The sequence below is a fragment of the Burkholderia sp. JKS000303 genome (genome assembly GCF_002563755.1).
GTDB classification, from domain to species: Bacteria; Pseudomonadota; Gammaproteobacteria; order Burkholderiales; family Burkholderiaceae; genus Burkholderia; species Burkholderia anthina_B.
The window spans coordinates 3493258-3510493 of sequence record NZ_PDBZ01000001.1 but is presented as its reverse complement, the minus strand read 5'-3'; the positions used below and the strand labels follow the sequence as shown (position 1 = coordinate 3510493).

The following is a 17236-nucleotide window of genomic DNA, read 5'->3' as shown; positions in this document are numbered from 1 at the left end:
TTTACGCGGCCGCCCGCTCTCTTTAGATGGCGCGATCCGACGCCCCGCTACGCTGTAAACATCTCGATTCCGGGGCATTCTCCATGCTCAAGCTGCTGGTTCCGGTCGGTCACTCGCCCCGCTCGCTTCAGGCGGTCCGCCACGCGACGTTCCTGTACCGCGAACGCTGCGCGTCGGAGATCGTGCTGATCAACGTCCAGGCGCCGCTCGAGGCGACGCGGCTCGAAGCATTCCATCCGCTGTCGCGGCTGCGCTCGATCGAGGAGAAATTCGCGTGCGACGATCTGGCGGTGGCCGAGCAAATCCTGCGGGAAGCCGGCGTGCGCTACAGCGTCGTGAAGAAGGTCGGGCCGGTGGTCGACACGATCGCGACCGTTGCGGCCGAAACCGGCTGCGACGGAATCGTCGTCGTCGCGCCGCGGCACGATCCGTTTCACACGCTGCTGTCGATGTTCCGGCGCAGCATGATGGCGCGGCTCGTGCGGATTTCGAATGTGCCGGTGACAGCGGTGCAGTGAGCGACGCGTCTGCTTCGCGTCGCGGGTTTCGTCGCGACGCGCGTTGCGTGGTATCACGGCTGAAGCACTGCCAAAACGTCGCTGAACGCTGCCAAAGCGCCGATGCGCAGTCTCAAACGGAAACGAGACCGCAGCGGCTCAACCGCAGAGCGGCCTCTTTCGCCCTGCGCTTACTTGATGACCTTGCGCCAGAACACCAGATAGGTCGCCGCGGACGACGCCACCAGCAGGATTGCCCACATCGGCGCCAGACTGATCAGCACGGAAGACACGTTAAGCATTTGGATTCCTCACTATTTCGATAGCGATGCTCAATACATAGCTGCTGCTTCAGGAACCGATGCGCTCATCGCTCGCCGCCCATCGCGTTCCGTTAAAACATGCATTCATGCTATCGCTTTGACCGGCGGCTCGACCGTCACGCCCCGCCCGTACTCTGATATTCGTCAAATTCGCGTCAATCGCACGCCTGTCACGTCACCAACCCCCTGTTTTTCCCGCACGGAACGCCACAAAATGGGACGCGATCCCCCGCTGCTGGTGAGCGTTTCAGCAGACGTTTACCGGGGGAACCCCCAAGTGTTTCTTCGAACCAGTCCGCGTTACGCTTGAGCAACTAGGAGACGAACCATGAGACGAACCGTACACGTCGTTTTTTTCGCGCTGCTGGTTTATCTGATCGGCGACCGTGCCATGCTGCACGCGCAAGGCCGCGACTCCAGCCCGCTGGCGTGCTCGCAGGCTGCCGAACAGGTCAAGTACGACGCGCTTAGCCGAGGCTTCGGCAGCGCGGCGGCCGGCAGCCAGAGCGAGGCCTTCATGTCCGGCTGCCTGGTGACCGGGCGCGGTGCGCCGGATGTCGCGATGGCGTCCCGCTGACGCTAAACGAAAACCGAATCGGTTGCGTTCGCATCGAATCGCTTGATCGAAGCCGGTCGTAGTCGGCACGCGTCGGGGTTTTCCCGCTGTGCACCGCCGCAACTGTCGACGTGCGGGTAGCGGCAGCACGTCAAACGCGCGCCCGCCCTGACGGCTGATGCGTGTCGCCCGGCAACGTCCGCTGCGGCCCAACGCCCGGGCCGCTGTCTTTCGTGTGCGCGCCGCGCACGCTCCCTCTCCTGCACCCTCTGCTTCCGCACGCGCGGAACAAAGTCTGTTTTCCGTAACAATTCGCGCCCGTCAGCCATCGGCCGACCACGATCGCGCAACGCCGCGACCCGGGCATGCCGATTGCGTGTCGATTGCCCCTCCCCATCGGGCCGCAATCATGAACGACAACGAGCCACTGGATTCGGCGGAACAGCGTCCCCGCACTGCAACATGGCTGCGGCGCCTCGGGCCGGGCCTGATCACCGGCGCTGCCGACGACGATCCGTCCGGAATCGGCACGTACTCGCAAGCCGGTGCGCAATTAGGATTCGAGCTGTTGTGGGTGCTGTTGCTGACCTATTCGCTGATGACGGCCATCCAGCTTGTGAGCGCGCGTCTCGATCATTGCCGGCGCCACGTGCTCGGCAAGACGGTTCGCTGAAGCGGCGCGCATCGCGAACCATGCGCCCGATCAGCCCGCCTCCGGACGAATCACCAGTTCGTTGAACCCGGTGCCCGCATCGGGCTCGCGGGAAAAACGATGCGCGGGCAACAGCACGAGCAGGATCTCGGCGGTCGTGCGCACGACGCACCCGCTCGCGACATGCCCGCCCGATACGCGACCTTGTGCATCGGACACCGACATATGCAGGTGCGCGCCGTCCGGCGATACCGAGCCGGCGAGCGTCAGGATCTCGAGGTCGCCGCGCAGTTCGGTCGGCGCGTCCACGCCGGCAAAACGCAACTGCGCGACGTTCAGGCTGCCGATGCCCTGGATGACGAAGGCCGCCTGCGCGTCGAGCCCGCGCAACGCATGCTCGATCGACGCGCGCAGGTCGTCGCCGGGGGAAAGACGTAGTGGATGGGCTTGCATGGTCGGTAACGTGCTCGCGGTTCCGGATTTCAACAGAGAGTACGTTTGGCCACGCGATCCGGCAAGGCACCGGCCAGAAGGAAGGCCCCCCGCATCACACCGTGAACCGCTCACTCGCGAACTGCGCATCCGGCACACCGGCCGCGACGGCGACTTCCCTCGCCCCCTCCACCAGCGGCGGCGGGCCGCACACGTAGATATCCGGCAGCACCGAACCCTGCGCGAGCGCCGCGCGCAACGCATCGACCGGCGTGCCGCGAAAGCCGGCCCAATCCGCTCCCGGCCGCCAGACGCACAGATCGACCCGCAACGACGGCAACGCCTGCTGCAATCGTTCCAGCTCGTCGAGCATGAACAGTTCGCTTTCGTCGTTGACGCCGAAGAACAGCCGCGCCTCGCCCAGCTCCTGATATTCGGCCATGCGTCTCAGCATCGACAGGATCGGTGCGAGCCCCGTGCCGCCCGCGACGAACCAGCGCGGCCGCAGGCTATCCGCGAACAGTCCGAACCCGCCCATCGGCACGCGCACGGTCAGCGGATCGCCGGGCCGCGCGCGCTCGCGCAGATAGGTCGAGAACCAGCCGTCCGGTCGCAGCCGGATCAGGAATTCGAGGCCCCCGTCCCAGTTGCTCGTGTTGGCGAGCGAATACGGCCGGCGCACGTCGCTGCCCGGCACCTCCAGCTCCGCGAACTGACCGGCTTCGAACTCGGCCGCCGAGCCGAACGCGTCGTCGGGTTCGATCAGCAGTTCGACGCGCATCGTGTCGTGCGCAACCGGATCGAGCGCCACGATTCGCGCGGTGCGCACGGGCACCGGATGCAGCAGCACCTTGGTCCGGTCGTACGGCGCGGCGACCCGCAGATCGCCGAGCGGCGTCGTCCGGCACAACAGCACCGCGCCGGGCTGGCCGGCCGGCAATGCATCGCCGCTGTGCGACTGCATCTCGTACGGGCCGTCGACGACGCTGGCCCGGCACGCGCCGCAACTGCCCCGCCGGCACTGCGACGGCAGCGTGATGTCGGCTTGCGCCGCCGCCGTGAGCAGATCCTGGCCGGGTTCGCAGCCGAAATCGAACGACTCGCCGTCGCGCGTGGTGATCTCGATCCGGTAACTCATCGCGCGATCCCGGTCATGCAGCGTGGCGCGCCAGCGCCGCGGCCAGATCGGCGCCGGCGTCACCGATCGGCTGGATCCCGAACTGCTCGACCAGCACCGCGAGCACGCCCGGCGTGATAAACGCCGGCAGCGTCGGCCCGAGGCGGATGTTGCGAATCCCGAGCGCGAGCAGCGTCAGCAACACGGCTGCCGCCTTCTGTTCGAACCACGAGATGACGAGCGACAGCGGCAGGTCGTTCACCCCGCACTCGAACGCGTCGGCGAGCGCCGTCGCGATCCGGATCGCCGAATAGCTGTCGTTGCACTGCCCGACGTCGAGCAGGCGCGGAATGCCGCCGATATCGCCGAACGCGTGCCGGTTGAACCGGTACTTGTTGCAGCCAAGCGTCATCACGACCGTATCGTCCGGCGCCTGTTCCGCGAACTCGGTGTAGTAGTTGCGCCCCGGCGCCGCGCCGTCGCAGCCGCCGATCAGGAAGAAATGGCGGATCTGCCCGGCCTTCACCGCGTCGATCACCTGGTCCGCGACGCCCAGCACCGCATGTCGACCGAACCCGACGGTGATCGTCTCCTCGGGCGCCGTGACCGGGAACCCGGGCAACGCCTGCGCGGCGCGGATCAGCATCGAGAAATCCTGATGTTCGAGATGCCGCACACCCGGCCACCCGACCGGCCCGGTCGTGAAGATCCGCTGCCGGTATTGCGGCATCGGCTCGATGATGCAGTTGGACGTCATCAGGATCGGCCCGGGGAAATGCGCGAAGTCGCTCTGCTGGTCCTGCCACGCGCCGCCGTAGTTGCCGGCCAGATGCGGGAACGCCTTGAGCGCCGGATAGGCGTGAGCCGGCAGCATTTCGCCGTGCGTATAGACCTGGATGCCGGTGCCGGCCGTCTGTTCGAGCAATGCGTGCAGATCGCCGAGATCATGGCCCGACACGAGGATCGCCTTGCCCGCCACCGGCGTCACGCGCACGGCGCTCGGCTGCTGCGCGCCGAAGCGGCCGGTGTTCGCGCTGTCGAGCAGCTCCATCACCGTCAGGTTCAGCCGGCCGAGATCGAGCGCCTGCGCGAGCAGCGCGTCGACGTCGTCGGGCTCGGTGGCGAGAAACGCCAGCGCCGCCTCGACGCCTTCGTAGATGTCGTCGCGCTCGTAGCCGAGCACGCGCGCATGATGCGCATACGCGCACACGCCCTTCAGCCCGTACAGCACCAGCGCGCGCAGCCCGACGATATCCGCGCCCACCGTGTCGAGGCCCGCTTCGATGCCGACGGTCGCCGCCTGCTTCAGCAGGCCGGCGAGATCGTCCGCCGGCTGCCATTCGGCCGGACCGTGCTGAACCGGCACGATCGTCCCCGCGGCGCGTGCGTGCGCTTCGCAGGCGGCCTTCACGCGCTCGCGCGTCTGCGCCGCTTCACGCAGCAACGCAACGAAGCGCGCCGCATGGAAATTCACGTTGGTCAGCGTGGTGAACATCGCGTACAGCACGAACCGGTCGGCTTCGCGGTCGGGCTCGCCCAGCGTGCGCGCGATCGCGCCGTACTGCGCGATGCCCTTCACCGCATGGATCAGCAGATCCTGCAGATCGGCCGTCGTCTCGTCCTTGCCGCAGTTGCCCTTCGCCGATGCGCAGCCGGGCCGCGTGCCGGTCCGGTCGGTCTGTTCGCATTGATAGCAAAACACGGTGCTCTCCTTTCTCGATCATGGGGGCGCGGGTCGGCGCGAACGGCGGCGGAACGCATGGTCCCTGCCGCCGGGCATCCCGCCCGCTTCAAGATGCTTGCCTTATGCATCTTTTTTCATGATGTTTCGGCACGCATTCGGCCACCGTGACGCAGATCAAGAAACGCGACGCGCGAGGTGGGACAACTTGTCGCTACGACGGCCCGCCGGCCGCCGCAGCGGCATCTTTTTCGGCTTCGTCGTCCGTACCTTCGATGCCCCAGTCGCCGTAGCGATACCAGTCGTCGCCGAGCAGTTCGCACGGGTGCTGGGTGCGGCTGGAGCCGTTGCCGCAACGCATCGCGTGTGTCGGGCAGTAGTTGTCGCATCCCCAGCAGATCCGTTCCGGATGTACGGGATGCAGCGGAAATTTCTTGGCCATCGTTCGTCGTCTTCCCGGTATCGTCATGCACGTTACCGTTCGACTCTAGTCCGCGCGGTGAACGATGCCGATGCGACATTCGTTCGCACCGCGCGCGTTGCATCGGCTAGGCATGCGGACGCGATTCGTCTAGTCTGCACGGTATTGCGCGGCGCACGCCGCGCCCCTCGAACACGATCCGATGACCGCCATTCCGAACCGACCATCCCGCCTGCGCGGCGGCCTGCTTGGCCTGCTGATCGGCGACGCGCTGGGCGTCCCGTATGAATTCCACGCCGCGTCGGCACTCCCGCCTTCCGCCGCGATCGACATGACGCCGCCGCCGGGCTTTGCGCGCACGCACGCCGGCGTGCCGCCCGGCACCTGGAGCGACGACGGCGCGCAGGCGCTCGCGCTGCTCGACGCGCTATCGCACGACCGCGGCCTGAATCTCGACACCTTCGCCGGCAACCTGCAGGACTGGCTTCATCGCGGCGCGTTCACGCCGGACGGCCGCGTGTTCGACGTCGGCCTGCAGACGCAGCGCGCGCTTCACGCACTGGCGGCCGGCACCGCGTCGGCCGCGGCCGGCCCCGCCGACGAGCGCGACAACGGCAACGGATCGCTGATGCGCTGCTTTCCTGTCGTCATGATCGCCACGTCGCGCGACGAAGCGATCCGGCTTGCGCGCAAGCAGAGCGTCGTCACGCACGCGCATTCGCGCTCGCAGCTGTGCTGCGCGCTGTATGCGCTGACGGCCCTCGGCATCGTCGACGGCCAGCCGGCGCCCGATGCCGTGCGCACGGCGGAAGACGAACTGCTGATGCGCTACGAGGGCACCGATGAGGAGTTCGAACTGAAGATCGTGCTCGATGGCCGCTTCGATGCGCCGCAAGGCTCCGGCTACGTGGTCGACAGCTTCTGGTCGGCCATCCATTGCCTGTTGTCGACGGGCAGCTACGAAGACTGCGTGAAGCGCGCGATCGCGCTCGGCAACGACACGGATACCACCGCGGCAATCGCGGGCAGCCTCGCCGGCGCACTGCATGGCGAGCAGGCGCTGCCGGACCGATGGGTCGCGATGCTGCGCGGCAAGGGCATGGTCGAGGGCTGGCTCACGCAAGCATGAGCATGTCGCACATGCTCCGGCCGGGCGTCGAATCCAACCCGGCGGCCGCCCCCCGGCCGACCGACACTACACGAGAGTCGCGCCCAAGCAAAAAGGCCCGGACATCGTCCGGGCCTTCCCAGTCAGCTGTTGCTGCCAGCCGCGCTTACGCTTCCAGCGCTTCGAGCACCTTGCCCTTCGTCTCGATCCCGACGAAGTGCACGGTCACCGCCGCGATCAGCGGGACGATGCCGATCAGGTAGAACGCCGGTGCGAGGTTGCCGCCGATGATCGCGTGCGGCACGATCATCGGCGCCGCGAACGACGCGACCTTCAGCCACGCGCTGCCGAGCCCGCAGCCCGACGCGCGGATGCTCGTCGGATACTGTTCCGGCGTATAGACGTACGCGGTGATGAAACCCGACGCCATCAGCCCGAGCGACAGCGAGCAGAAGAGCGCGACGACGTACACCGACGACGCGTGATAGATGCCCGCCAACGCCAGCGACAACGCACACAGCACGAACGACCACACGATCACCGGCTTGCGGCCGAGCTTGTCGACCAGCAGCGCGGACGCGAGCGAGCCGAACACGCCCATCACCGAGCCGATCACCGCGAGGTTCAGCGCGAGCTGCAGCGGTGCGTGATAGAAGTTCTTGTAGATCGTCGGCAGCCACGTGGACAGCCCGTACTGGATGAACCCGCAGGTCGCCCACAGCGTCGCCACTGCGATCGTGCGCTTGCGATATGCGGCGCTGAACAGGTCGATCATCCGGCGCTTCGGGTGATGGCGCACCATCTCGTCGAACGCGGCCGCCTGCGTGACCGGCGGCAGTTCGCCGCGCACCGACGATTCGAACACGCTCACCGCCCGCCCGGCCTCCGCGAGCCGGCCGCGCGACGCGAGCCAGCGCGGCGATTCCGGCACGAGACGCGTGAGCAGCAGCGCGAGGATCAGCGGCAGCCCGCCGACGAAGTACATGATCTCCCAGCCGAACCGCGGCACGAGCCATGCGCCGAGCGCCATCGACACCAGCAGGCCGATCGGGAACACGATTTCGTACAGCAGCACGAAACGGCCACGACCGTGCGCGCGCGTGATTTCGTTGATGTACGTCGCCGCCACCGGCAACTCGCCGCCGAGGCCGAGCCCCTGCAGGATCCGCAGCAGCACGAAGATCTCGAACGTCGGCGCGAAGCCGCACGCGATGCTGGTGATGCCGATCACGGCCGAGCTCCACGCGATCGCCTTCACGCGGCCGTGCTTCTCCGCGAGCGCCGGAAACAGGAACGCGCCGATCAGCTGGCCGATCGCGCCGGACGCGATCAACAGGCCGATCTGCGTCGGCGACAGCCCCCACTTGTGAATCAGCAGCGGCAGCGTCGCCGCGATCGTGATCACGTCGAAGCCGTCGAAGAACGTCGCGGCGCCGATCAGCACGCGCGCACGGATCTGCATCGAGTTGGCCGGAAGCCGCTCGAGCCGCGCGATGATCGCGCCGGGCGTGGAGGCGGCAGCTTCCATCGTGGCCCTGCCGGCCACGACGTTGTCGAAAGTGCTCATGCGGGGTGTCTCCTGGATCTTTTTACCGGATTGGCCGGTCAGGCAAGCGCTTTGGTCGTGTCTGCCAGGGCTTCCGTATCCACTGCCCGGCCCTGGTTCATCCACTTGCGCGCGAGCTTCAGCTCGCGTGCGTTATTGACGGCGATGACACCTCTCACGTGCCCTTCACCCACGAAAAACAGCGTCGCGCGGCGCGCGCCGAGATCGCCGCGCACGACGATCTGTGCGTCGGCCGGCAGATCGCCGAGGATCTGCAGGTTCACGTCGTACTGATCGGACCAGAACCACGGAATCTCCGCGTACGGCGCACGCACGCCGAGCACGGCCTTCGCCGCCGCGATCGCCTGGTTCTGCGCGTTCGCCCACGATTCGAGCCGCACGCGCCGCTTCAGCCAGCCGTTGTGATGATTCGCCACGTCGCCGCACGCGAAGATCGCCGGGTCGCTGGTCGCACCGAATTCGTCGACGACGATGCCGTCGTCGATCGCCAAACCGGCGTCGCTCGCGAGCGACGCGTTCAGCGCGAGGCCGATGCCGGCCACCGCGAAATCGGCGTCGATCGTCGTACCGTCGGCGAGCGTCGCGCGCACCTTCGACGCATCGTCCGGCTGCGCATCGAGCGACGCGAGCGCCGCGCCGACCCGCACGTCGACACCGTTCGTGCGATGCAGGTCGAGCAGGAAGTCCGACACGATCTGCGGCACCGAACGCCCGCACAGACGCGGCGCACCCTCGACCACGACCGCGTCGACGCCGAGCTTGCGCGCGGTCGCCGCGACTTCGAGGCCGATCCAGCCGCCGCCGATCACCAGCACGCGCCGGCTCGCACGCAGCTTCTCGCCGAGCGCGGCCGCTTCGTCGAGCGTGCGCAGGTAATGCAGGTTCGGCGTGTTGACGATCGCATCGGGCAAGCGGCGCGACGTGCCGCCGGTCGCGATCACGAGCCGGTCGTATTCGATTTCGCGGCCGCTTTCGGTCTTCACTACGCGGCGCGCACGGTCGATCGACGCCGCACGCTCCGGCTGCCATGCCTCGACGTTCAGCGCGTCGAATTCGTCCGGACGCACGACGCGCACCGTTTCGATGTCGGCGTCGCCGGCCAGCACGGCCTTCGACAGAGGCGGACGCTCGTACGGCAGATGCGGCTCGTCGGCGATCATCACGAGACGGCCCGTGAAGCCTTCCGCGCGCAGCGTCTTCAGCACCCAGCCGGCGGCCTGGCCGCCGCCGATCACGACGACGGTGCCGGGCGCGGCCTGCGCCTGTGTGTTCGCTTCGGTCATGACTTGCGCTCCGTCATGAACTTGCCTTCCGGCGCCTTCGCGTTCTTCTGCCGGCGCGTGTTGCCGTCGAGGCCGCCGTCGACGGCCCATTCGGCGAACACGGTCGGGCCCGGCTCGAATTCGCGCGGCTGCCATTCGGGCGTCAGCACGTCCTCGTCCGCGTAGTACTCGATCAGCGCACCGGCCGGATTCTGGAAGTACCAGAAGTACGCGGACGACACCGGGTGACGACCCGGGCCGAGTTGCGTTTCCCAGCCGCAGCGGTCGATGTGCATGCCGCCGCCGAACACTTCGTGGATGTCGCGCACGGTGAACGCGACGTGGTTCAGGCCGCGCTTGCCGTTGGGCAGCGCGAGCAGGAACAGGTCGTGGTGGCCGCCGTGCGGCGCGCAGCGCATGAACGCGCCGCGGCCCGGATAGCGATCCGACGTCTCGAAGCCGAGCAGCTCGTGATAGAACTTTTCCTGCGCGTCGAGGCAGTTCGTGAAGAACACCACATGCCCGACCTCGATCGGCTCGGCGCGCGCATAGATCGGGCTCGGCTGGTCGACCCGCGCCGTCTGGCCCCACACGTTCGACGGCGAACCGGTGATGTCGAGTGCGCGCTTGCGCGTCACTTCGATGCGGATCGCCATGCCGTTCGGATCGATGCAGCCGACCGCATCGTCCTGTGCGTAATAGCCGGGCTGGCCGGCCAGCTTCGTGCGCAACGCGTCGACTTCCTGCTGCGTCGCGACGCCCCACGTGACTTCACGCAGCGTCGGACCCGCTTCGAACGCGGGCGGCAGCGACGGATCGTCTGCCTTGACGACCAGCACGGTGCAGCCGTTCATCGTCTCGAAACGGGCGCGCGTGTCGTCGTGCGCGACTTCCTTCAGGCCCCAGTCGGCGAAAAAGCGCCGGCACGTCGCGAGGTCGTCGACACCATACGTGATCTGCTCGATACCCAAGATGCTCATTGCGTCATTCCCCTTCGCTCAGTTTGCCCACGGCAGCGGCGCGTCGTTCAAGCCCCAGTAGAGGCTCTTCTGCTGCATGTATTCGCGGATGCCGAGACGCCCCTTCTCGCGGCCCATCCCGCTCTCCTTCCAGCCCGAGAACGGCGTGGAGATCGAGAACAGCTTGTACGTGTTGATCCAGACGGTGCCCGTCTCGAGTGCGCGCGCGGTGCGCCATGCGCGCTTGTAGTCGCGTGTCCAGATGCCGGCGGCAAGACCGAACACGCTGTCGTTCGCCTGCGCGATCAGCGAGGCCTCGTCGTCGAACGGCATCGCGACCAGCACCGGCCCGAAAATTTCTTCCTGGCAGATGCGTGCGCTGTTCGGCAAGCCTTCGAGAATCGTCGGCTGATAGAAGAAGCCGTCCTCGCGCCCGTCGCCCAACGGCCGCTCGCCGCCGCACAGCAGGCGGCCGCCTTCTTCCAGCCCGAGCGCGACGTAGCGCTCCACCGATTCGCGATGCTTCGCGGTGATCAGCGGGCCCATCTGCGTGTCGGGGCGCGTCGGGTCGCCCACGCGCAGCTTGCGCGCGCCGGCCACCAGACGTTGCATGAATGCGTCGTACACGGCGCGATGCACGAACAGGCGCGAACCGGCAATGCACGCCTCGCCCGACGAGCTGAAGATCCCGTACAGCACGCCGTTCACCGCGTGGTCGAGATCCGCGTCGTCGAACACGATCGTCGGCGACTTGCCGCCGAGTTCCAGCGACACGGGCATCAGCTTTTCCGCGGCGATGCGCGCGATGCCGCGGCCCACTTCGGTGCCGCCGGTAAACGACACCTTCTTCACGAGCGGATGACGCACCAGCACGTCGCCGATCACCGAGCCCTTGCCCGGCAGCACGCTCAGCACGCCCTTCGGCACGCCGGCTTCCTCGCAGATGCGGGCCAGCGCGAGCGACACGAGCGGCGTGACTTCGGCCGGCTTGAGCACCACCGCGTTGCCGCCGGCGAGCGCCGGTGCGAGCTTCTGCGCGTCGGATGCGATCGGCGAGTTCCACGGCGTGATCGCCGCGATCACGCCGATCGGCTCGTGCACGCTCATCGTCATGTAATCGCCGCGCGACGGCGTCAGTTCTTCGTCGAGCGTTTCGAGGCACGCCGCGAAATAGCGGAACGTGTTCGCCGCGCTCGCGACCAGCACGCGCGTCTCGCTGATCGGCTTGCCGTTGTCGCGGCGCTGCAGGTTCGCGAGCGCCTCGTGACGCTGCATGATCAGGTCGGCGATCCGGTACAGCACCAGCGCGCGCTGGTGCGGCTTGAGCCCGGCCCAGTCGGCGCGACGCCACGCGGCGTCGGCGGCCACGACGGCGTCGGCCGCGTCTTCCGCGTTCGCCGTCGACACTTCCATGTTCAGCGACTGGTCGGCCGGATAGATGCTCGCGTACGGCGCGCCACGGCCGCGCCGCCACTCGCCGCCAATCAGGATGTCGCCGTTGGGTACGAGGCTCGTATCGAAAGGAGTCATGTCACAAGTCCCACAAATCTGTCAGTGCGCTGCCGCCCGCGCCGTGGCGCAGGCGGGCGCTCAATGGCCCGAAAGTCCGCTCAGATCACGCAGCGGGCCGCGCGATTGCGCAGCGCGCGGATCGCGCTGTACGCGGTCAACGCGGACGTCTTCGGGTTGTCAGGCAACGGCTTGCCGCTCATTTCGAGCGACATCTCGCCGAACGCGCCGCGCGCGGTGATGCGGTGCACGTTGCGCGCGACGGCCGGATCGGCGATCAGGCGCACGCGCGTCGCATCGAGGCCGAGGCCCGCGAGCGCGACGGTCGCCGCGACGTTCGCATTCTTCGGATACAGCCGGGCGGCATCGCGCGCGGTGCCTTCGAAGATCACCTTCTCTTCGGTCATCGCGCGCAGGTCGCACAGTTCCTCGGCCGGCGTGCCGAGCCAGCCGAGCGGCGGCTTGCGGCCAACGTACAGCACCTCGTCGAGGCCGCCCTGCTTCGCCGACGCCAGCGCGTCGATCCCGCCGATCGCGCCGGACAGCAGCGTGAGCGTCGCGTCGCCTTCGTCGGCGGCCTGCGACAGCACGTCCAGCAGTGCGAGATCGGACAGCGCACCGATCGACGCCACCGCGCAGTCGGTGCCGGCCTTCAGCAGCGGCACGACGTGATCGACGAGCGCGCTGTGGCCCGCGCATTCGAGCGCGAATTCGGGACGATGGGCCAGCGCGTCGACCGACGACACGACCTCCACCGCACCGCCGAGCTCGCGCTGCACCGCGTCGCGCTGATGCTCGGGCACGATCACGTGCGCGACGCGCAACGATGCATCGTGTTCGACCGCGTGATACACGGCGGCACCGATCGCGCCGAAGCCGATCATCGCGACGTCGACGGGCGCGTGCCCGTGTCCGTGGCCCGGGTGGCGTCCGTTAAGCATATTGCCGCTCCGACGGCGTTTCTTCCTTCTTGACCGGCGGGCCCGCGAATGCCGATGCGAACGAGCCGACCGACAGCATGTCGACTTCGACCATCACCGGCCCTTCCTTCGCGATCCCTTCGCGCACGATCGCTTCCGCCTGGTCGAGCGACGTGATCCGGTAGTGCGTGAGGCCGAAGCTCGCGCAGAACTGCGCGAAATCGGGCTGGTGCAGCTGCACGAAGCAGCGGCGGCCGCCATACTGCGCGTCCTGGATGTTGCGGATCACGCCGTAGCACTGGTCGTTCATCAGCACGATCATCACGTTCGCGTTTTCCTGCACGGCCGTCACGAGTTCGCCGACGTTGACCATCAGGCCGCCGTCGCCGACGAGGCACACCGTCTTCGCCGCGGCGCCGGCCAGCGCCGCGCCGATACCCATCTGGATGCCCTGGCCGATGCCGCCGCCGAGCGCATGCACGCCCGCGCGCGGCTCGAAGATCTTCAGCAGGCGGTTGCCCCACGTGCTGTTCGAGATCGTCACGTCGCGCACCCAGTTGTAGTCGCGGCCCACCGCGCCCTGCAGCGTGTCGACGAGCGTCTTGTACGGGCCGAGGCCCTCCGCCACGCTGGCGACGGCCTGCTCGCGCGCAGCGGCGAGATCGGCGGCGAATTCCGGATCGACGGACAGACGGCCTTCGAGGCGGTCGGCCAGCTCGGCCAGCACGCGCTTCGAATCGCCATGAACGAACAGCTCGTTGCGATAGCCGCGGTTGTCGGCGAGCGCATCGGCGTCGACGCGGAACAGCGGCTGCGGCAGCGCGAGCTTGTACTTCAGCGTCTCGTTACCGCGCAGGCGCGAGCCGACCACGACGAGTGCGTCGCAGGTCTTGTAGAACGCTTCGACCGACGCGTGCACGTTGAACGCGCCGAGCGTCGCCGGGTGATCTTCCGGCAGCACGCCGCGGCCCTGCACGCTCGTCACGACGCCGAAGCCGAGCTTCACCAGGCGTTCGACTTCCGCACGCGCATGACGCGCGCCGCCGCCGAGCCACAGCAGCGGACGGCGCTTGGCCGCCAGTGCGTCGGCAAGCTTCGCGACGCGGGCATCGTCATGCTCGCGCACCGCGACGTGCGCCGGTGCGAGGTCTTCCGGCCATTCGATTTCGGCCGCCTGGATGTCGATCGGAATCTCGACCGACACGGGGCCCGTCGGCGCGGTCTGCGCGATGCGCACCGCTTCGCGGATCGTCGGCAGCACGGTTTCGACCGTGCGCACGCGGAACGCGGCCTTCGAGATCGCGTCGAGCATCGTCAGCTGGTCCGGCGCTTCGTGGATGTAGGCCAGGTCCTGGTCGAGGTACGGCGTCTCGATCTGCCCCGTGATGTGCAGCAGCGCGGTGCCGGCCGTCAGCGCCTCGACCATCGCGCCGGCTGCGTTGCCCGCCGCCGTGCCGGTGCTCGTGAACGCCACGCCCAGGCCGCCCGACACGCGGGCCAGGCCGTCGGCCATGTTCACCGCGCCCGCTTCACCGCGCGCGCCGACATACCGGATGTTGCCGCGCGAGTTGATCGCGTCGAGGATCGGCATGTTGTGGATCGAGATGACACCGAATGCGGTTTTGACGTCGCACTGCTCGAGAAAGGCGGCAATCAGCTCGCCAACCGTGGTTTTTTTAGACATGGCGTGCAAAACCTCCAGAAACGTCGATATGGCTGCCCGTCGTATAGGACGACAGATGCGTTGCGAGATAAAAAAGGGCCCAGGCAGCCTCGTCGGGCTTGCCGAAGCGGTTCAGCGGAATGTTCTTCTTGCGGGCGAGCGCGCCCGTCCAGTCTTCCCAGCTTTCGCCGGCCTGCGCCTGCGCTTCGTAGCGGCGGCGCCACTGACCCGACTCGACGATGCCGATCAGGATCGAGTTCACGCGGATGCGGTGCGGCGCGAGTTCGGTCGCGAGCGACTTCACGAGGCTCAGCACGCCCGCGCGCGCCGACGACGTCGCGACCATGTGCGGCTCGGGCTGCAGCGCGAGCAGCGAGTTCACGCAGGTGATCGACGGTGCGGCCGCATCGCGCAGCAGCGGCAGAAACGCACGCGTCGGGCGGATGATGCTGAAATACTTCAGCTCGAGCTCGTCGCGCCATGCGTCGTCGGTCGTGTCCGCGAAGGTCGACACGCGGCCCTGGCCGGCGTTGTTGACCAGCATGTCGGCACGGCCGAAGCGGTCGGACACGGCCTGCGCGAACGCGGTCACGTCGGCTTCGTCGAGCACGTTGCAGCGCACGGCGAGCAGCGGCGCGCCCGGATATTTTTCGCCGAGCAGCGCTTGCGCACGGGCGAGGCGTTCGCCGTCGCGGCCGCAAATCGCGACCGATGCGCCAGCCTGCAGGAACCGTTCGGCAGTCGCGAGGCCGATGCCGGACGAACCGCCCGTCACCACCGCCACTTGCCCGGTCAGATCGATCTGAATCATCGCAGTCCTAAAGCCTTCAGAAACGTGTGCTCGTCATCCGAGCGGTAATTGAGCCGCCGCGACAATTCCGCCGCCGCGCGCTGCACCTTGTCGATCAGCCCGTCGGCGATCAGCGACGCGTCGATCTCCGGGCGCGGCACCGTCACCGTGATGCATGCGACGATCTTCTGCGTGTCGTTGCGCACGGGCGCCGTGACCACCGAGATGCCGCGTTCGAACGACGAATTGCTGACCCCGTAGCCGCGCAGCGCATCCTCGCGGATCACTTCATACAGCGCGTCGACCGTTTCCGGCGTCGCGCTCGTCATCCGGTTCAGCTTGCCTTCCGGATACAGCGCACGCAGCTCCGTGAGCGACAGGTCGCCCATCAGCACGTGGCCGTGGGTCGTCGCATGCGCGGGCAGCCGCGTGCCGACGTTCACGCGAATCGAGCTGAACACCGGCGACTGGCTCTGCGCCTTCGCGACGAACACCACGTCGCGGCCGTCGCGGATCACGATGTGCGTCGTGAAGCCGGTTGCGTCGCGCAGGCTCTCGATCACCGGCAGGCCGAGATCGGTCAGCTCCAGCGAGCTCAGGTATTCGAAGCCGAGCCGCAGCACGGCAATTCCGAGCTTGTAATTGCGATCCTTGTCCGCGCGCTCGAGAAAGCCGAGCGATTCGAGCGTCTGCAGCAGACGGAACACCGTCGTGCGCGGAATGCCGAGGCGCTTCGACAGTTCCGGCGCCCCAAGCACCGGCTCGCGCGGCGAGAATTCGGCGAGGATCCGCAGTCCGCGCTCGAGGCCAGGCACCACGTAATTGGCCTCGGACTTCGCGTTTTCTGCATCCTGTTGTTGCAACGGTTCGCTCATTCCAGCCCCCGTTGACGATCGCATTGGCGGCAGAAGCCGTCGATCAGCGACGAGTAGACCGTCGGCGCTTCCACGTAACCCGCATGACCGGCCTGCGGAATCACCTGCAGCCCGACGTGCGCGGCCGCGGCGATGCGCTCGCAGGCAGCCGGCGGCGTGATCGCGTCGTTCGCGCCGACCGCCACCGCCGTGCGGCCGCGAAAGCCGGCGAGATCGGTAGCAAGATCGGCGTTCGCGAGCAGATGCGTGGCCTGTGCATAGCCGGCCGGCACGATGCGCGCCATGTTCCAGCGCACCCATGCACGCGCGTCGTCGCTCGCGAAACCGGACAGCATGTTGCCGCTGCGCTGCTCGGCGAGCCCGGCCGGGCCGAGTTCCTCGAGCATCGCGAGGCGTGCGTCACGCCGCGTGTCGCGCGTTTCCGCCGGCGCGCTACCGTAGCCGCCCGCGGGCGAAATCAGCAGCAGGCCGGCAATCCGCGCGGGCATCACGCGGGCCAACCCGCCCGCGATGATCGCGCCGAGCGAATGCCCGACCAGCACGCAGCGTTCGATGCCGAGTGCCTCGAGCCACGCGCTCAGCGACGCCGCGTAATCGGCGGCCGCCGGCGATGCACCGTGCACGGGGGTCGAGACGCCGTAGCCCGGCGCATCCCACGCAAGCGCGCGCCGCGACGCGCCGAGCGCGTCGAGCTGGCGCACCCACGATGCGGCGCCCGAGCCGATCCCGTGCAGCAGCACGACGGGCAGCGCGTGGCCCGCATGCTGCGCGCCGGCCTCGCGATAACCGATCGTGCCCGCCGCGCCGGCCTCGCAGCGCTGTTCGGGAAACTGCCCGAGCAGCGTGGCGAACGCCGCGGTGCGGTCGCGTTCACGTTTGTCGATGACACTCATTGCTGGCTCCG

At 67.9% G+C, this 17236-nt stretch carries 16 protein-coding genes and 1 pseudogene; 4 read left to right on the top strand and 13 right to left on the bottom strand.

The window, feature by feature from the left end; translation table 11 throughout:
* Positions 1–83 precede the first annotated feature (83 nt).
* The 3 genes and pseudogenes from BX604_RS16650 to BX604_RS16640 all read left to right on the top strand — a co-directional run.
* Complete coding sequence (locus tag BX604_RS16650; RefSeq protein ID WP_098551752.1) at positions 84–518, top strand: universal stress protein; 435 nt, start codon at positions 84–86, stop codon at positions 516–518.
* A gap of 630 nt (positions 519–1148) precedes the next feature.
* The gene (locus BX604_RS16645) at positions 1149–1397 is read left to right on the top strand and encodes an adhesin (RefSeq protein WP_098551751.1); all 249 of its coding nucleotides are present in this window, start codon (positions 1149–1151) and stop codon (positions 1395–1397) included.
* A 388-nt stretch (positions 1398–1785) separates the two neighbouring features.
* Positions 1786–2046, top strand: a pseudogene (locus tag BX604_RS16640) (divalent metal cation transporter); the annotation flags it as partial.
* 33 nt (positions 2047–2079) lie between these two features.
* Here BX604_RS16640 and BX604_RS16635 read toward each other — a convergent pair.
* From BX604_RS16635 to BX604_RS16620, 4 genes are all read right to left on the bottom strand, one after another.
* Positions 2080–2481 (bottom strand): PPC domain-containing DNA-binding protein, encoded by a 402-nt coding sequence (locus BX604_RS16635; protein WP_098551750.1) that lies wholly within the window; start codon positions 2479–2481, stop codon positions 2080–2082.
* 94 nt (positions 2482–2575) lie between these two features.
* On the bottom strand, positions 2576–3598 hold the full coding sequence (locus BX604_RS16630) for a 2Fe-2S iron-sulfur cluster-binding protein (RefSeq protein WP_098552923.1): 1023 nt from the start codon (positions 3596–3598) through the stop codon (positions 2576–2578).
* 13 nt (positions 3599–3611) lie between these two features.
* Complete coding sequence (hcp, locus tag BX604_RS16625) at positions 3612–5279, bottom strand: hydroxylamine reductase (RefSeq protein WP_098551749.1); 1668 nt, start codon at positions 5277–5279, stop codon at positions 3612–3614.
* A 193-nt stretch (positions 5280–5472) separates the two neighbouring features.
* Complete coding sequence (locus tag BX604_RS16620; RefSeq protein ID WP_098551748.1) at positions 5473–5700, bottom strand: DUF3079 domain-containing protein; 228 nt, start codon at positions 5698–5700, stop codon at positions 5473–5475.
* 181 nt (positions 5701–5881) lie between these two features.
* On the opposite strand from BX604_RS16620, the gene BX604_RS16615 reads away from it, so the two are divergent.
* Entirely contained in the window at positions 5882–6808 is a 927-nt protein-coding gene (locus BX604_RS16615; RefSeq protein ID WP_098551747.1) for an ADP-ribosylglycohydrolase family protein, read from the top strand.
* Between the two features lie 145 nt (positions 6809–6953).
* On the opposite strand, the gene BX604_RS16610 is transcribed toward BX604_RS16615, so the two are convergent.
* The 9 genes from BX604_RS16610 to BX604_RS16570 all read right to left on the bottom strand — a co-directional run bounded on the left by BX604_RS16610 (position 6954) and on the right by BX604_RS16570 (position 17225).
* Complete coding sequence (locus tag BX604_RS16610) at positions 6954–8354, bottom strand: MFS transporter (protein WP_098551746.1); 1401 nt, start codon at positions 8352–8354, stop codon at positions 6954–6956.
* 38 nt (positions 8355–8392) lie between these two features.
* Positions 8393–9637, bottom strand: coding sequence for an NAD(P)/FAD-dependent oxidoreductase (locus tag BX604_RS16605; RefSeq protein WP_098551745.1), 1245 nt, complete (start codon positions 9635–9637; stop codon positions 8393–8395).
* Positions 9634–10596 carry a VOC family protein gene (locus tag BX604_RS16600; protein ID WP_098551744.1) on the bottom strand — a complete coding sequence of 321 codons (963 nt, stop codon included), beginning with the start codon at positions 10594–10596 and terminating at the stop codon, positions 9634–9636. Before BX604_RS16600 ends, BX604_RS16605 begins: the two co-directional genes overlap by 4 nt.
* An 18-nt stretch (positions 10597–10614) precedes the next feature.
* The gene (locus BX604_RS16595) at positions 10615–12105 is read right to left on the bottom strand and encodes an aldehyde dehydrogenase (protein WP_098551743.1); all 1491 of its coding nucleotides are present in this window, start codon (positions 12103–12105) and stop codon (positions 10615–10617) included.
* Positions 12106–12185: 80 nt separating this feature from the next.
* The gene (locus BX604_RS16590; RefSeq protein ID WP_098551742.1) at positions 12186–13025 is read right to left on the bottom strand and encodes an aspartate dehydrogenase; all 840 of its coding nucleotides are present in this window, start codon (positions 13023–13025) and stop codon (positions 12186–12188) included.
* Positions 13018–14688, bottom strand: coding sequence for a thiamine pyrophosphate-binding protein (locus tag BX604_RS16585; RefSeq protein ID WP_098551741.1), 1671 nt, complete (start codon positions 14686–14688; stop codon positions 13018–13020). Before BX604_RS16585 ends, BX604_RS16590 begins: the two co-directional genes overlap by 8 nt.
* A complete protein-coding gene (locus BX604_RS16580; RefSeq protein WP_098551740.1) occupies positions 14681–15478 on the bottom strand; it encodes an SDR family oxidoreductase in 798 nt (265 codons plus the stop codon). Before BX604_RS16580 ends, BX604_RS16585 begins: the two co-directional genes overlap by 8 nt.
* Entirely contained in the window at positions 15475–16332 is an 858-nt protein-coding gene (locus tag BX604_RS16575; RefSeq protein WP_098551739.1) for an IclR family transcriptional regulator, read from the bottom strand. The genes BX604_RS16580 and BX604_RS16575 overlap by 4 nt, the downstream gene beginning before the upstream one ends.
* On the bottom strand, positions 16329–17225 hold the full coding sequence (locus BX604_RS16570) for an alpha/beta fold hydrolase (protein ID WP_098551738.1): 897 nt from the start codon (positions 17223–17225) through the stop codon (positions 16329–16331). The genes BX604_RS16575 and BX604_RS16570 overlap by 4 nt, the downstream gene beginning before the upstream one ends.
* Positions 17226–17236: the final 11 nt, after the last annotated feature.

Bases quoted from the DNA above. Each gene is read 5' to 3' on its own strand.
- BX604_RS16630 (WP_098552923.1), bottom strand. From the start codon at position 3,598: ATGAGTTACCGGATCGAGATCACCACGCGCGACGGCGAGTCGTTCGAT.
- BX604_RS16600 (WP_098551744.1), bottom strand. From the start codon at position 10,596: ATGAGCATCTTGGGTATCGAGCAGATCACGTATGGTGTCGACGACCTC.
- BX604_RS16575 (WP_098551739.1), bottom strand. From the start codon at position 16,332: ATGAGCGAACCGTTGCAACAACAGGATGCAGAAAACGCGAAGTCCGAG.
- BX604_RS16615 (WP_098551747.1), top strand. From the start codon at position 5,882: ATGACCGCCATTCCGAACCGACCATCCCGCCTGCGCGGCGGCCTGCTT.
- BX604_RS16570 (WP_098551738.1), bottom strand. From the start codon at position 17,225: ATGAGTGTCATCGACAAACGTGAACGCGACCGCACCGCGGCGTTCGCC.
- BX604_RS16590 (WP_098551742.1), bottom strand. From the start codon at position 13,025: ATGCTTAACGGACGCCACCCGGGCCACGGACACGGGCACGCGCCCGTC.
- BX604_RS16605 (WP_098551745.1), bottom strand. From the start codon at position 9,637: ATGACCGAAGCGAACACACAGGCGCAGGCCGCGCCCGGCACCGTCGTC.
- BX604_RS16580 (WP_098551740.1), bottom strand. From the start codon at position 15,478: ATGATTCAGATCGATCTGACCGGGCAAGTGGCGGTGGTGACGGGCGGT.
- BX604_RS16650 (WP_098551752.1), top strand. From the start codon at position 84: ATGCTCAAGCTGCTGGTTCCGGTCGGTCACTCGCCCCGCTCGCTTCAG.
- BX604_RS16610 (WP_098551746.1), bottom strand. From the start codon at position 8,354: ATGAGCACTTTCGACAACGTCGTGGCCGGCAGGGCCACGATGGAAGCT.
- BX604_RS16585 (WP_098551741.1), bottom strand. From the start codon at position 14,688: ATGTCTAAAAAAACCACGGTTGGCGAGCTGATTGCCGCCTTTCTCGAG.
- BX604_RS16620 (WP_098551748.1), bottom strand. From the start codon at position 5,700: ATGGCCAAGAAATTTCCGCTGCATCCCGTACATCCGGAACGGATCTGC.
- BX604_RS16645 (WP_098551751.1), top strand. From the start codon at position 1,149: ATGAGACGAACCGTACACGTCGTTTTTTTCGCGCTGCTGGTTTATCTG.
- BX604_RS16595 (WP_098551743.1), bottom strand. From the start codon at position 12,105: ATGACTCCTTTCGATACGAGCCTCGTACCCAACGGCGACATCCTGATT.
- BX604_RS16635 (WP_098551750.1), bottom strand. From the start codon at position 2,481: ATGCAAGCCCATCCACTACGTCTTTCCCCCGGCGACGACCTGCGCGCG.